This is a genomic window from Parasphingorhabdus sp. DH2-15, assembly GCF_051668705.1.
Classification (GTDB): domain Bacteria; phylum Pseudomonadota; class Alphaproteobacteria; order Sphingomonadales; family Sphingomonadaceae; genus Alterisphingorhabdus.
Genome location: NZ_CP196351.1, coordinates 1,053,592 through 1,067,951, shown reverse-complemented (window position 1 = coordinate 1,067,951; position 14,360 = coordinate 1,053,592). Strand labels below are relative to the sequence as shown.

15 protein-coding genes are annotated in these 14,360 nt (G+C 51.1%); 8 read left to right on the top strand and 7 right to left on the bottom strand.

Annotation, left to right across the window (positions count from 1 at the left end; translation table 11 throughout):
- Positions 1 to 20 precede the first annotated feature (20 nt).
- From bchY to pufM, 6 genes are all read left to right on the top strand, one after another.
- Entirely contained in the window at positions 21 to 1,370 is a 1,350-nt protein-coding gene (bchY, locus tag ACR9YC_RS04945) for a chlorophyllide a reductase subunit Y (protein WP_438731600.1), read from the top strand.
- Entirely contained in the window at positions 1,367 to 2,812 is a 1,446-nt protein-coding gene (bchZ, locus tag ACR9YC_RS04940; RefSeq protein ID WP_438730660.1) for a chlorophyllide a reductase subunit Z, read from the top strand. Before bchY ends, bchZ begins: the two co-directional genes overlap by 4 nt.
- A gap of 141 nt (positions 2,813 to 2,953) precedes the next feature.
- The gene (locus tag ACR9YC_RS04935) at positions 2,954 to 3,184 is read left to right on the top strand and encodes a light-harvesting protein (RefSeq protein ID WP_438730658.1); all 231 of its coding nucleotides are present in this window, start codon (positions 2,954 to 2,956) and stop codon (positions 3,182 to 3,184) included.
- Between the two features lie 12 nt (positions 3,185 to 3,196).
- Complete coding sequence (gene pufA / locus ACR9YC_RS04930) at positions 3,197 to 3,379, top strand: light-harvesting antenna LH1, alpha subunit (protein ID WP_438730655.1); 183 nt, start codon at positions 3,197 to 3,199, stop codon at positions 3,377 to 3,379.
- A gap of 127 nt (positions 3,380 to 3,506) precedes the next feature.
- The gene (gene pufL / locus ACR9YC_RS04925; protein ID WP_438730652.1) at positions 3,507 to 4,331 is read left to right on the top strand and encodes a photosynthetic reaction center subunit L; all 825 of its coding nucleotides are present in this window, start codon (positions 3,507 to 3,509) and stop codon (positions 4,329 to 4,331) included.
- Between the two features lie 71 nt (positions 4,332 to 4,402).
- On the top strand, positions 4,403 to 5,278 hold the full coding sequence (gene pufM, locus ACR9YC_RS04920; RefSeq protein ID WP_438731597.1) for a photosynthetic reaction center subunit M: 876 nt from the start codon (positions 4,403 to 4,405) through the stop codon (positions 5,276 to 5,278).
- Between the two features lie 167 nt (positions 5,279 to 5,445).
- Here pufM and ACR9YC_RS04915 read toward each other — a convergent pair whose 3' ends face one another.
- The 7 genes from ACR9YC_RS04915 to ACR9YC_RS04885 all read right to left on the bottom strand — a co-directional run bounded on the left by ACR9YC_RS04915 (position 5,446) and on the right by ACR9YC_RS04885 (position 12,294).
- Positions 5,446 to 5,718, bottom strand: coding sequence for a hypothetical protein (locus ACR9YC_RS04915; protein ID WP_438730649.1), 273 nt, complete (start codon positions 5,716 to 5,718; stop codon positions 5,446 to 5,448).
- A 21-nt stretch (positions 5,719 to 5,739) separates the two neighbouring features.
- Complete coding sequence (locus ACR9YC_RS04910) at positions 5,740 to 6,222, bottom strand: TspO/MBR family protein (RefSeq protein WP_438730646.1); 483 nt, start codon at positions 6,220 to 6,222, stop codon at positions 5,740 to 5,742.
- The gene (locus ACR9YC_RS04905) at positions 6,219 to 7,424 is read right to left on the bottom strand and encodes a geranylgeranyl diphosphate reductase (RefSeq protein WP_438730643.1); all 1,206 of its coding nucleotides are present in this window, start codon (positions 7,422 to 7,424) and stop codon (positions 6,219 to 6,221) included. The genes ACR9YC_RS04910 and ACR9YC_RS04905 overlap by 4 nt, the downstream gene beginning before the upstream one ends.
- The gene (locus tag ACR9YC_RS04900; protein ID WP_438730640.1) at positions 7,421 to 8,851 is read right to left on the bottom strand and encodes a BCD family MFS transporter; all 1,431 of its coding nucleotides are present in this window, start codon (positions 8,849 to 8,851) and stop codon (positions 7,421 to 7,423) included. Before ACR9YC_RS04900 ends, ACR9YC_RS04905 begins: the two co-directional genes overlap by 4 nt.
- Complete coding sequence (gene chlG / locus ACR9YC_RS04895) at positions 8,851 to 9,765, bottom strand: chlorophyll synthase ChlG (protein WP_438730637.1); 915 nt, start codon at positions 9,763 to 9,765, stop codon at positions 8,851 to 8,853. The genes ACR9YC_RS04900 and chlG overlap by 1 nt, the downstream gene beginning before the upstream one ends.
- A 112-nt stretch (positions 9,766 to 9,877) precedes the next feature.
- Positions 9,878 to 11,293: a transcriptional regulator PpsR gene (gene ppsR, locus ACR9YC_RS04890; RefSeq protein ID WP_438730634.1), complete on the bottom strand. Its 1,416-nt coding sequence runs from the start codon at positions 11,291 to 11,293 to the stop codon at positions 9,878 to 9,880.
- 14 nt (positions 11,294 to 11,307) lie between these two features.
- Positions 11,308 to 12,294: a cobalamin B12-binding domain-containing protein gene (locus ACR9YC_RS04885; protein WP_438730631.1), complete on the bottom strand. Its 987-nt coding sequence runs from the start codon at positions 12,292 to 12,294 to the stop codon at positions 11,308 to 11,310.
- 275 nt (positions 12,295 to 12,569) lie between these two features.
- Between ACR9YC_RS04885 and bchF the strand changes: the two genes are divergently transcribed.
- Both bchF and ACR9YC_RS04875 read left to right on the top strand, forming a co-directional pair.
- Positions 12,570 to 13,079, top strand: coding sequence for a 2-vinyl bacteriochlorophyllide hydratase (bchF, locus tag ACR9YC_RS04880; RefSeq protein ID WP_438730628.1), 510 nt, complete (start codon positions 12,570 to 12,572; stop codon positions 13,077 to 13,079).
- Positions 13,076 to 14,359, top strand: a complete 1,284-nt coding sequence (locus ACR9YC_RS04875) for a ferredoxin:protochlorophyllide reductase (ATP-dependent) subunit N (protein ID WP_438730625.1) — start codon at positions 13,076 to 13,078, stop codon at positions 14,357 to 14,359. Before bchF ends, ACR9YC_RS04875 begins: the two co-directional genes overlap by 4 nt.
- Position 14,360 lies beyond the last annotated feature (1 nt).

The following is a 14,360-nucleotide window of genomic DNA, read 5'->3' as shown; positions in this document are numbered from 1 at the left end:
CACATGACCAACCGCAAAGCATGTGCCCGGCTTTTGGCTCATTGCGCGTTGGCCTGAGAATGCGCCGCACCGCCACCATCTTATCGGGATCGGCTTGCTGTGTTTACGGCCTCACCTTCACCTCGCATTTTTACGGTGCCCGCCGCAGCGTTGGCTATGTGCCATTTAGCTCTGAAACGCTGGTCACTGGCAAATTGTTTGAAGATATTAAAGAAGCCGTTGAACAGATGGCTGACCCCGAACTCTATGACACGATTGTTGTCACCAATTTGTGTGTACCCACAGCAAGCGGTGTGCCGCTGCGATTGCTGCCGGACTCTATTAACGGTGTGCGAATAGTCGGTATCGACGTTCCTGGTTTTGGCATTCCCACGCATGCGGAGGCCAAAGATGTTTTGGCCGGTGCCATGCTGAAATATGCCCGCGAAGAAGCAGAGCAAGGCCCGGTTGCGCGGCCACAGGTTACAGAACAATCTGGCCGACCAGCAGTCACATTATTGGGCGAAATGTTCCCCGCTGATCCAGTCGGTATCGGGCAAATGCTCGCGCCTATGGGCTTGGCCGCTGGACCAGTTGTCCCAACCCGCGAATGGAGAGAGCTTTATGGCGCATTAGACAGCGCTGTAGTGGCTGCCATCCACCCATTTTATACTGCCAGTGTACGTGAATTTGAGACGGCGGGACGCAAAGTTGTTGGTTCTGCACCTGTTGGGCGCGATGGCACAGCGGCCTGGCTGAAAGCTATTGGCGAGGCAACCAATGTCCCCGCTGACAACATTGCAGCAGCGCAAAATGCGATATTACCCGCGATCAGCGCAGCGCTTTCGGCCATGCCAGTCAAAGGCAGAATCACCGTTTCCGGCTATGAAGGCTCAGAGCTACTGGTCGCACGGCTATTGATCGAAAGCGGCGCAGAAGTGCCTTATGTCGGCACTGCCTGCCCGCAGACAAAATGGTCTGATCCTGATCGTGAATGGCTGGAAGCAAAAGGTTGCCGCGTGAATTACCGTGCAACCCTTGAAGAAGATATTGCCGCGGTTGAAGAATTTGGCCCCGATCTTTCCATCGGCACCACCCCTGTGGTCCAGCATGCCAAAGCAAAAGCCATTCCTGGCCTGTATTTCACCAATTTGATCTCTGCGCGGCCATTAATGGGTCCGGCAGGTGCTGGCAGTCTTGCGCAGGTGGTTAATGCGGCCATTGGCAATAAAGACCGTTTTGACAAGATGACGTCTTTCTTTGAAGGTGTTGGCACGGGTCATACAGCAGGTATCTGGGAAGACACCCCAACAGACCGGCCAAAGTTCAAAGCCAAATATGCCGCGCAAAATGCCGCAGCCGCTAAGGCCGCAGAAGCGGTGGGCACATGACACTGATTATCGATCATGATCGGGCCGGAGGCTATTGGGGCGCTGTCTATGCTTTCAGCGCGGTCAAAGGCTTGCAGGTCATTGTCGATGGCCCGGTCGGTTGTGAAAACCTGCCTGTGACATCGGTATTGCACTATACAGATGGCCTTCCTCCCCATGAATTGCCGATCGTTGTTACTGGCCTTGGCGAGGAAGAGCTGGGCAAGACGGGCACTGAAGCGGCTATGCGCCGCGCGTGGGAATCGCTTGATCCTGATTTACCAGCGGTTGTTGTTACCGGCTCTATATCAGAGATGATTGGCGGCGGAGTTACGCCCGAAGGCACGAATATTAAACGCTTTTTGCCGCGCACCATTGATGAAGATCAATGGCAGTCAGAAGACCGTGCTCTGACCTGGCTATGGACCGAATTTGGCCCGAAAAAAATGCCTAAGCCAAAGGTTATTAAAGAGGGTGAAAAGCCCAAAGTGAATATTATCGGCCCCAGCTATGGCGTGTTCAACATGCCGAGCGATCTGGCCGAAATCCGCCGTTTGATTGAAGGCATTGGCGCTGAGGTCAATATGGTCTTCCCGCTCGGCACCCATTTGGCCGATATCCGCCAACTGGCCAATGCATCGGTCAATGTCTGCATGTACCGTGAATTTGGCCGCAATTTGTGCGAAGCGTTGGAACGCCCTTATTTACAGGCGCCTATTGGTCTGGATTCTACAACCAAATTCTTGCATCAATTGGGTGAGCTTACCGGCCTTGATCCGGAACCATTTATTGAGCGTGAGAAGCATACCACGATCAAACCATTATGGGATTTGTGGCGTTCAGTGACGCAAGATTTCTTTGGGACGGCCAATTTCGGCATTGTTGCTAATGAAACCTATGCACGCGGCATCCGCAATTTCCTTGAAAATGATATGGGTCTGCCTTGTACATTTTCCTTCGGACGCAGCGCAGGTGTAAAACCTGATAACCAAAGCGTACGCGAGGCGATATTTACCAACCCGCCGCTGGTTCTGTTCGGCAGTTATAATGAACGCATGTATATGGCAGAGGCCGGTGCACGCGGTATCTATATTCCGGCATCTTTCCCGGGCGCGGCCATTCGCCGTCATATCGGCACGCCCTTTATGGGCTATTCTGGTGCAACCTATCTGGTGCAGGAAGTGTGCAACGCGCTGTTTGATGCGCTGTTCCATATCTTGCCGCTATCGACCCAAATGGACCAAGGGGTTGCAACCCCTAGCCGCGCACAAAGCGCGCTCGATTGGGATGATGACGCCAAAGAGAAATTTGATGCCATTATTGAGGCACAACCCGTTTTGGTGCGCATTTCTGCCGCCAAAAACCTGCGTGACAGTGCGGAGCGTGAAGCACGCCGAGCCGGAGAAACACGTGTATCGGCCGACAGATTGGCCGCCATATTAATGCAGGGAGCGCAGGCATAATGGCCCTTCTATTATCCTGCACAGAGATTTTGCTGACTGGGGAGCCGGCAATTCGCAACCTTCGTGGCGATGGGCGTCACAAAGGCACCGCCCAACGAGGTACAATTGTATCTTGCAAGGGGCAAAACTGGAGAAACGAAAATGAGCGATTCTAATGAACGCTTTGGCCCGGAGACTTATATGACTCCGGAAGAAGCCAAAGAATTTCACAAAGGATTCTTTCTCTATACCGGGCTTTTCGTAGCTACTGCTGTAGTTGCGCATGCTTTGGTATGGGCTTGGCATCCTTGGTTCCCCGATCGTCCGGGCTATGCGATGGTGAACGACGCTGTTCAAGTTGCTAGCACGGCTATCACAAGCCTAGTGGCATAAGGAGAGACTGACATGCATAATATATGGGTAATGTTTGACCCCCGCCGCCTTTGTGTGGCGCTGGCTGTCTTCCTTTTCACTTTGGCTGTTTTGATTCACTTCATTCTGTTGAGCACTGATCGCTACAACTGGCTTGAAGCGCCATCGGCTACTGCCGACACGGCTGCCATCGAGCAAAGTGAAAAACTAACCTAAGCCAAGCCCCTTGCAAGTGGCCGCGGCGGAGAAATTCGCCGCGTGCCCTCGCAGGATGTCCGGCTTGGACAACAAGAATTTGACAAACTGATTGGCCGCCCGGGATGGACGGTGGAGGTAATGCGTCATGGCTATTCTGAGCTTTGAGAGAAAATATCGCGTGCGCGGCGGCACGCTGATCGGCGGCGATCTTTTTGATTTCTGGGTTGGCCCCTTTTATGTCGGCTTTTTCGGCGTAATCGGTTCAATCCTGATATTGTTAGGGACTGCGTTGATCTTTGCAGCAGCTGCACAAGGACCAACCTGGAACCCGTGGTTGATATCAATCACACCACCGGATCTGAGTTATGGGCTTGCTCTAGCGCCCTTGAAAGAAGGCGGTTTTTGGCAGATTATCAGCTTTTGCGGGCTTGGAGCATTTGTTTGCTGGGCCTTGCGCGAAGTTGAGATATCCCGCAAACTTGGCATGGGGCTGCATGTTCCCGCTGCTTTTGGCTTTGCGATTTTCGCATTCTTCACGCTAAACTTTATCCGCCCGGTGCTTATGGGCGCATGGGGGCATGGTTTCCCATATGGTATTTTCAGCCATTTGGACTGGGTATCCAATGTCGGATACGCCTATGTGAACTTCCATTATAATCCTGTGCACATGATTGCGATCACCTTCTTTTTCACCACCAATTTGGCGCTCGCCCTTCACGGTGGTCTGATCCTTTCCGCAGTGAACCCACAAAAGGGTGAAACCGTCCGCACACCAGAATATGAAGATACCTATTTCCGCGACTTTATCGGCTATTCGGTCGGTACGATCGGCATTCACCGCGTAGGCATGTTCCTCGCACTGAACGCCGCTTTCTGGAGCGCTATATGCATCGTCATATCAGGCCCACTTTATGCCGGCAGCTGGCCGGAATGGTGGGAATTCTGGCGTAACCTTCCAATCTGGTCTTAAGGGGGAGTAGCAAGATGTTATCTCGATATCAGAATATCTTTACACAGGTCCAGGTTGCTGGCGCACCAGATATGGGCGTCCCTGTTCAGAATAGTGACGAACCACGTTATGAAAGCCTGACAGCCAGCAGCTATTGGATGGGCAAAATAGGCCAAGCACAAATTGGTCCTGTCTATCTGGGTTGGCTTGGCGTTTTGTCGATTGTCTTCGGTTTTACCGCGATTGAAATTATCGGCTGGAATATGGCCGCTTCGGTTGGCTACAGCCCGATCGCGTTTATGCGTGAATTCTTTTGGCTGACACTTGATCCGCCAGGGCCAGAATATGGCTTCTCCTTCTTCGTTCCTTTGAAAGAGGGTGGTTGGTTCATTATTGCGGGCTTCTTCCTGACAGCATCAATATTGTGCTGGTGGCTGCGTACTTATCGCCGCGCAGTTAGACTGGGCATGGGAACGCATGTTGCTTGGGCATTTGCCAGCGCCATCTGGTTGTTCCTAGTGCTTGGCTTTATCCGCCCCGCCCTGATGGGCAGCTGGTCCGAGGCCGTGCCTTATGGTATCTTCTCGCATCTGGAATGGACCAACAATCTGTCGCTGTCTTACGGCAACTTCTTCTATAATCCGTTCCATGCTCTCTCCATCGTCTTCCTTTACGGGTCTGCCCTGCTGTTCGCCATGCATGGCGCGACTATATTGGCTGTTGGCCGCTATGGCGGTGAGCGCGAGCTGGAGCAAATTACAGACCGCGGAACGGCCTCTGAGCGCGCCGCTCTGTTCTGGCGCTGGACCATGGGCTTTAACGCTTCCATGGAATCCATCCACCGCTGGGCCTGGTGGTTTGCAGTTCTAACCACATTAACGGGCGGTATCGGCGTATTGTTGACAGGCACAGTTGTTGACAATTGGTACCTCTGGGCAATCGAACATAAATATGCCCCTGACTATTAACAGCCTCGATTAATAGTCATACTAAAGCCCGGCCAATTGAGATTGGACCGGGCCTTTTTTTGTCCAGAATATATTCCCATCTGCAACATATTGAATGGCAAGCAGCAAATAGCGTCAGGCGCAAATCAGGATATGTCTTTGAGTTATAGTAAGTGCCAAAAGAGCATCTAGCTATCACTCACATCTTTCCCGCGCTGCATTCTGAAACGCATATCCAGCATATGTATCGGAAAGGACAACGCCAAAGGCACCGCAATATAGGGCCAATCCATGCCCGTCAGAGCAGCCCTCAGCGCCAAAATGATAAAGACAGCAGGCAGCAATGCGGGCAAGATGGTCGCAAAAGCCATGCCGCGCGATTTCAACCACAGAGCTTCTATGGCCAGCACGGCCAAAACAATATCCGCTGCATGGCCAGATGCAAACAAATCATTCATCATGATAAGAGCTTTGCAAAATGATTAGCCAAAAGGTCCGTTAAGACGAATAACTTCATAGTTCAGCGCTGCGGCAATCGAGACCCAAGCCAGATAGGGCAGCAAAAGAACCGCACTGGTGCGCGATAATCGGCCGCAATAGACAATCAGCACGACAATGGAGAGCAGGAATATAATCACCTCATAAAAAGCCCAGTCTGGCCGCTGCATACGAAAGAACAGGAAGCTCCAGCCCAGATTGAGAAACCCATTAATGGCAAACAGGCCAATCACGGTCTCTGCCGTACGGCGATCACCGGAATTTTCCCAAGCCAGCAAGCCAGAAATAGCGATCAGCGCAAAAACAATGGTCCATACAATAGCAAAGGCAAAATCCGGCGGTGCCCAATAAGGCTGGGCCAGTGAATAATACCAGTCATCCAGCACGGTAATCGTGCCGCCCATAATAGCTACTGCCAAAGCCACACCCGCCGCTAGCAAGATTGGCAGCAAAGCAGGTTTCTTCATCTCTCTACGGCCTTCATCCCAAACAAATGGGCGGTATCTTTCAAGAAGATTTTGAAATGCGCCTTGGGCTCTCGCTTGACCAATTCCTTATTCATATAGGATTCCCAAGTCAGGCGCTGTACATCCGGATCATCGCACATCTTCACAAAGCGCTCGCGCCTCTTGTCATTTTTGTACCAGAAATATTGCATCATACCCAAAATCCAGAAGACCCGGCCATGCGCTTTCATAAATGACTTACGGGCCAGCTTCAGCGCTTTGGCCTCACCGCTTGTCAAAAATGCGCCAACGGCCTGTGCGCTCATGCGGCCAGCCGTCATAGCATAATAAATGCCCTCGCCCGATGATGGCGCAACAACACCGGCAGCATCACCCGCAACAATAACATTTTTGCCATTGTCCCAGCGTTTGAGGGGTTTCAGCGGAATGGGCGCGCCTTCTTTGCGAACAGTTTCCCAGTGCGCCAGTCCAACCTGCTCACGCATAGTCGCGGTCGCTTCGCGCAGAGGAAAGCCCTTATTGGCGCTGCCCAGCCCAATGCTCGCCGTCTTACCATGGGGGAAAACCCAACCATAAAAGTCTGGCGAAATATGCCCCTGATAATAAACATCACAGCGATTGGGCAGATAATCCTCCGTTATCGTTTCGGGTACTTTCACAATCTCATGATAGGCAAAAACGCAGGGAACACGATCAGCATTTTTGATGCATTGCTGCCCCACACGTGAACGGGCGCCATCTGCACCAATCACAGCACGAGTGGTCACGCTTTGCAGTGGCGCATTACGTTCGGTGCGATAATTGACTGTCGCAATCTTTGCGTCGTCAGTATCGACCGTTTCAAATGTGCCAGTGATACGCTTAGCCCCAGACTTTTCCGCCCGATCGCGCAGCCACTCATCAAACTGATCACGGTCAACCATGCCGACATAGCCATCACCGCCACAAGGCATATCAACCGTTTTATTCGATGGCGCGATAATCCGCGCGGAATTCGCATACGCCACCAGCAAGGATTTGGGGATGTCAAAATCTTTGAGCAGGCGCGGCGGAACTGCACCGCCACAGGGTTTAATCCGCCCTGCCCGGTCTAGCAGCATGACGCGATATCCTTCCAGCGCCAGATCATTTGCTGCCGTTGCGCCAGATGGACCGCCGCCGACAATCACAACATCATAATCGGTCTGTATCTGCTGTGTCATGATTGAATGACCTCCCCCATATGTGTGTCTGTATTGGCATTGCGATGAATATTCCCATCATGGTCACTGCTAGGCGTGCGCACCAACTTGGTGCCTGTGGCCACCATTGCAGCCGCCAGAAACAATACAGCCTCTGCCGCAAAAACAATCTGAAATGCAGTGACATTTTCACCGGTTATGTTGCGCAATACATCAACAATGACTGCGCCTAACAGTCCGCCCAGGCCAAAACCAATGGCTTGTGCTGCGCCCCAAACGCCCATACGCGCACCCTCGCGATGGCCTTTGCCATCAGCTGTTTTCTCGCTTGCCAAGCCCAGCATTGCGCTCACAGCGGCAACGGCAAAAACACCATTGGCAAAGCCCAGACCGAACACATTCAATTTCAAAGGCCATATATCGGCCATGCCTGCAGCTAGCGAAAGCCCGACCAGCATAACTGCCGACCCTGCACAGCCGCCAACGATCCATAAACGCACATTGCTGCCAAATTTCTTTGTATAGAGACTGCCGCCAAGACCGGCGAGCAACATACCAACCAAAACACCGCCATGCTGTACACCCGCTAATTGGGTCGATTGGCCTGGCGACATTTCAAACAGAAAACCGGCAAATGGCTCAAGGATAAGATCCTGCATACTATAAGCCAGCATGGACATGAAGACGAAGAAGGTAAAACGCCGCGCTTCATCATCATGCCAAATATCACGCAAAACGGTTTCAAAAGACTGGTTTGTTTTGCGTGAGCTCATGTCATTAACTGGCTCACTGCCATTCTCAACATTCACCAGAGCCATAGCGGCCAGCAAAAATGCGCCTAGCGTGACCATGCTGGTAATGATGGCCAATCGTGCCTCAGTAAATGGTTCAAGCAACGCGCCCGTTAAACCTGCAGCAATGACGATACCAGCCACCATCATGGTCCAGCATATAGCCGCTGCCGCTGGTTTGCGTGTGTCTGACACGCGCGACGCCAGAAGAGCAAGCAGAGCCGTACCCGACATACCGACCCCCAAGCCAATAAGTGCAAAAGCAATGATGCCAAGCAGATATACCGAAAAGCCAGGCGCGGCCATGCGAATGGTTGTGTTAACCGCAAGCAATGCGCCCAGCACCAATATGCCCAGTCCTGCGATAATCCAGCTTGTCCGCTGTAGCGCTTTGTCCGACTTATGGCCCCATAAAGGGCGACTAAGCTGCACGCCATAATGCCATGCCACCAATGCGGCCGGAATAGCCGCAGCGACTGAATATTCAACCACCATAAGGCGGTTGAGCAGAGACGTTGTGAGCATAACAATAGCACCGATGGCCGCCTGCACCGCGCCAAGGCGGATGATACCAAACCAGCTAAGGCCTGATCCATCAGCAGAAGAAACGGAGAAAAGTGAACGTATATCCACAACAGAAACCGAAGACCTGCGCATCAAATATATCCTCCCAAACCCAAAGCAGTCGCCAGCATGCCCAGCACGTAAAGCGAGACCCCGGTAGCGTTATACCATGGCGCCAAAGTCCGCGGATTACCCACCAATCGCACCATCAGCCCAATCTGTATGAGCAGAGACACGCCCACCAGACCGGCAGATAGCAAAAGTTTTTGCTGAAACAGGACGCCAATAACCGCCATTTGCGGCAAGGCCATAACAGCGCATGCCAATAAAGCAGCGTTCCGTACACCCAAGGTCACCGGCAAAGATCGCAATCCGGTTTGTCTATCGCCTTCTTCAGCCTTAAAATCATTCAGCGTCATAATGCCGTGTGCGCCAAGGCTATAGAGCAATAGAATAACCAAAATGATCGTGGATGGCGGGCCGCCGCTCATCACACTGGCGCCGGTAAACCACGACAATCCTTCATAGCTGAGAGCGCAAACCAATGGACCAATCCAACCGCTCCGCTTAAACCGAAAAGGTGGTGCGCTGTATGACCAGCCGAAGAAGAGCGCCAAACACGTTGCCAAAAAGACCCAAAGGCCAAGGCTTGCACCCAGCATAAGGGACAATGCCGTGCCCAAAAAGGCCAACCACATGCCCCATTGCCCGGTAATACGCCCCGAAGGTATAGGCCGATCAGGCTCATTTATCGCATCGACATGCCGATCGCACCAATCATTGATAATCTGGCTGGTGCCGCACACAGCTGGTCCTGTGAGCACAATACCAGCAGTCAGAAATACCCAATTTTCTGACAGAGATACACCGGAGGAAACCACCCCGCACATAAAAGCCCACATCGGCGGGAACCAGGTAACAGGTTTGGACAGTTCGACAACATCGCGCAAACGCGGAATTTGCGAAAGCGTACGGGTAAGCGCCGAGTCTGCACCGGGGTTTGTCATGAGCAAAGGCTATGACAAATGCACAAAAGTGTCAATTTAATTGGACATTTTATAATGTAGGGAGAGTTTGTCTATTTAGGCGAGCCATATGACAAACTCATTAGGCGTAAAACTAGTCTTTGGCAGTCAGATTTCCAAGCCCGTGACGATGCAGTTTTGAATAAAGGCTTTGCCTGCTTAAGCCCAGAATTTCTGCGGCTGACGCGCGATTGTCAGCAGTGTGGACCAATGCTGCTTCGATACACATACGCTCAATCAAATCGGTACTCTCACGTACGATTTCGCGCAGAGATTTACGACCAACCAATTTGGTAAGCTGATCAACAGAGCGCGGAAGTTCATTACCACTTTTCGGCAAATCGCGCTCACGGCGCCCAATAATCCTGACAGAATAGCCATATAATGGCTTATCGCGCTCAACCATTATGGCAGATAATTCTACGGGTTCCTCACCGCCATTCAGATCATGAATCACAGACCCGAAATTGCGCACATAATTATAGTCTTTGAGCTGTTTTCGCAGCAGACCCAAATCCACATTAGGGCGGCCCAGGAATTGGTTTAGCGGCTGACCGATTAGCTGTTCGGCTGAGCCTGCCTGCACCAATTCTGCAAAGGCATGGTTCGCAACCATAATATTCTGATCTTGGTCAGCCAGAACAAATGCATCAGGCATTTTTTCAACGACATCTAATACATATTCATCAGAGCGCTTACGCATACCCTCTTGCTGAACATCATCTATATCTATCAACCAATATTGCTCGCCATATTGACGGAAGATTGACGCGGATAGCCGGACCTTTTTCTCACTATTGCGCAGCTTCAGCTCAACCGCATCGGTGTCGCCGTTTACAGTTACAGCGCCCGAATAAGCAATAAAAGCAGCGCGTGAGTTGGCATCAAGAATCTCTAAAAAACTTTTATTTTCAAGAGATTGGATAGACGCTCCTAATAATTTGTCACACGCATTATTCGCCTGCTCAATCTTATAATCGCGTGATCGTGCAATCAGCACTGGATAGGCGATATTATCAAATAGTAAGCGATAGCGTGTCTCTGTCTGACGCAAAGTCAGATAGTCTCGCTCCATCGATTGCTGCGTTTTAAGGAGCCTTTGCTGCAAATCTGATACAGCGCGCATATCACGACCAATCGCACAAAAGTACGTGCTTTTTTTAGGCCGTATAACCTTATAAGTTACTGGAATATCGACGCCATCATAAACATGGTTTACCTGACGCCATCTGCCTTGGCTGTCTTCTTCATTATTAAGCAACTGCTCAATCTTCTTACGACATTCTAAGGTTACTGTGTCGACCCATTTTTGACCGATCCATTGCTGCCCAAGTTCCCGATCGGCCGCGTTTACCGAGACATCTCGGACAACATTATCAGCATCAATAGCGATAATATAATCTGCGCCATTGCAAGCTAATTCAAGAATTTCTTTAGATGTGAAATCTTTGAAAACAGTGTCCGCGTCGTTAAAAGGGACTTTTTGGTCACCTGTTTGCTGGGTTATCATTTTACTTCAGTGCCTTAGATCAGATGCTCAAAAGCACTGACTCTTAACGGTATAAGCTCATTAGCCAGGTTGATAGCATCAGCGGCATCCTTGGCTGTTCCATCTGCGCCACACTCTTTAACAAGAGCAGGGTTTTGCACAACCTCAAAACCGCCTATCAAAATGACAATGTCAGGGTTATTGGACACTGCGCGAATGCCCTTAATAAGTTGTGATAGGCGCGCAACAGTGCAGACACTGCTGACATTCAGGCCAACAAGATCAAAATATGTTCCAGCCACCTTATGTGTCAGATCTGACTTTGATGGATCGATCAACGTATCTGTACACCAACCAGCGCGTTGAAAGCATTCAGAAATCATCAGAGTGCCGAAACTGTGCTGATCGCCCACCATCGTAGAGAACAAAGCCGAACGCCTACCATTACTCGCCTTTATTTTAGGCGGGTTACGCAATGTCAACTCGCGCAAAATCTCCTGCAATCGCCATAGCCCCATTGTGACATCAACAAAATCGCGATTATCATTCTCCCACTCCGCGCCCAAATACCGTGCCGCGGGGGCCAAAAGATTGAGATAGATAGTATCGACGTTATAGCCTTCAGAAAGCTTCTGCTCAACCAAGGTCAAAGTTTCGGACGCATCTACATCCAATATCTGATTGGCAAAGTCTTTAACCTCTTTTTCGCTAAACCCATCTGGCTCTGGCACTTTTTTGGGCAGATTAAGCGCCATCGCACTATCATCAGAAATCAGGGAATCGTCACAAAATTGCCCAAAACCCAAGGGATTCGAATCGCTTTTCCCGGACACAAGTTTTGGGATAATCAGGCTTTCCAGCAAGACCGAAAGGTCATTATCATTGGATTCGTCATTGACTTTGATGCGACTTTGTCCATCAGAACTTAAGGAGCGATCCTGTTGATTAGGATCATTTTTCTCGCCATCACGCCAGCTGCGAAGTCGAGCGCGGAGATCCGTAATCCCATATCTAGAAGCCATTTCAGACTCTCCTCTGAAGTCTGGTCGGCGTGCCATAACGTCGGCCACAAGGAGGTTGTTCACACTCTCCAAGTCATTCCAAACTAATACATCGATAGATATTTAACAAATAAAAAAATGTCAACATTCTAGAACGTCAAAAAAACTTGACACTTTGAATATATGGCTCCTATTCTCAATGCCTAATCAAAGGAGTCTCGGCACTGTCTGACGCAGGTCATCTTGAGCTAGGAAATAGCGGAAAAGCGCCAGTAAAATCGCTTGATTGCGAAGGCTTGCCAACAAGTGCGTCACTCTACACCGCCGAACAGAAAAAACGCCGCGACGAGTCGGTTTGGACACTGGTTCAAGGCATATTGGCCCCGCTTCAATTTCTTATTTTCGTTATAAGCCTCTATTTCGTCATCCGTTTTTTACAGACCGGCGAAGGCCAATGGACGGCGGATATCTCTATTTTCGCCAAGACTATGATCCTTTACACGATCATGATTACAGGCTCGATCTGGGAAAAAGTGGTTTTTGGCAAATGGCTGTTTGCCAAGGCATTTTTCTGGGAAGATGTTTTCAGCATGGCCGTGTTGGCACTGCATAGTCTCTACCTTGCCATGTTATTCGGCGGCTGGGGCAGCAGTGAGGGCCGGATGTACGTCGCACTTGCAGCTTACGGCACCTATGTCATCAATGCTGGACAGTTTCTGTACAAATTGCGGCTGGCGCGGCTCAGTGCTGCTCATTTGGATGCATCATCACCTGATAACTCACCAGCATTGGCGGTCGCATCATGAACGCGCCACTTCCCATTAACAGTCAAGCCTCTGGCGATTGCGCTCCGATCTTAAAAGAGCGTGGACAGCGTGAGGTTTTTTGCGGACTTACTGGCATTATCTGGTTGCACCGCAAGATGCAGGATGCGTTTTTTCTGGTTGTCGGTTCGCGGACATGTGCGCATTTGCTGCAATCTGCTGCTGGTGTGATGATCTTTGCAGAGCCGCGCTTTGCCACAGCCATTATGGAAGAGCGCGATCTGGCTGGGTTGGCCGACGCTAATGAAGAGCTAGACCGCATAGTGGACCAGCTGCTGGAGCGTCGCCCGGAAATCAAATCGCTATTTCTCGTTGGCAGTTGTCCATCAGAAGTCATCAAACTCGATCTGGCAAAAGCCGCACAGCGATTGGGCGCGAAACATGCTCCGCTCGTGCGCGTTATCAACTATTCCGGCAGCGGTATTGAGACGACCTTTACACAAGGCGAAGATGCCTGTTTGGCGTCACTGGTGCCGATCATGCCGCACAGCGCGCCGGATGCGGAAAAGAACTTACTCCTGGTTGGCTCATTGCCCGATATCGTAGAGGACCAGTTTATGCGCCTGTTGGCGGAGCTTGGCATTCATAATGTCGCCAGTCTTCCCGAACGCGCTGTTGCCGACCTTCCTGCAATCGGTCCTAATACCCATTATCTTCTGGCACAGCCCTTTTTGGGCGATACCGGTCAAGCCTTGGACGAACGCGGTGCAAAGCATATTAGTGCCCTCTTCCCCTTTGGCGTGGAAGGTACCAGCAATTGGCTGCGTGCTGCTGCTGCGGTCTTTGATATTGACCCAGAGCATGTAGAGGCTGTTCTGGCGCCCTATCAATTGCGGGCAGAAAAAGCCCTAGCGCATCAACGCGAAAAGCTGACGGGAAAATCCATTTTCTTCATGCCGGATTCGCAATTGGAAGTGCCATTGGCCCGTTTCCTATCCCGCGAATTGGGTATGGTGCTCACCGAAGTGGGCACGCCCTATTTGCATCGCGGCCATTTGGCAGAAGAACTCACACTATTGCCTGGCCATGTGCAATTGAGCGAGGGCCAGAATGTCGACAAGCAGCTAGACCGTGTTCGCGCCGAAAAACCCGACCTCACCGTTTGCGGCCTAGGTCTGGCCAATCCGCTGGAGCAAGAGGGATTATCAACCAAATGGGCGATTGAGCTCGTCTTCTCCCCCATTCATGGTTTTGATCAAGCGGGTGATCTGGCCGAATTGTTTGCGCGGCCTTTGCGCCGCCGTGATGTGTTGAGGGTATAGT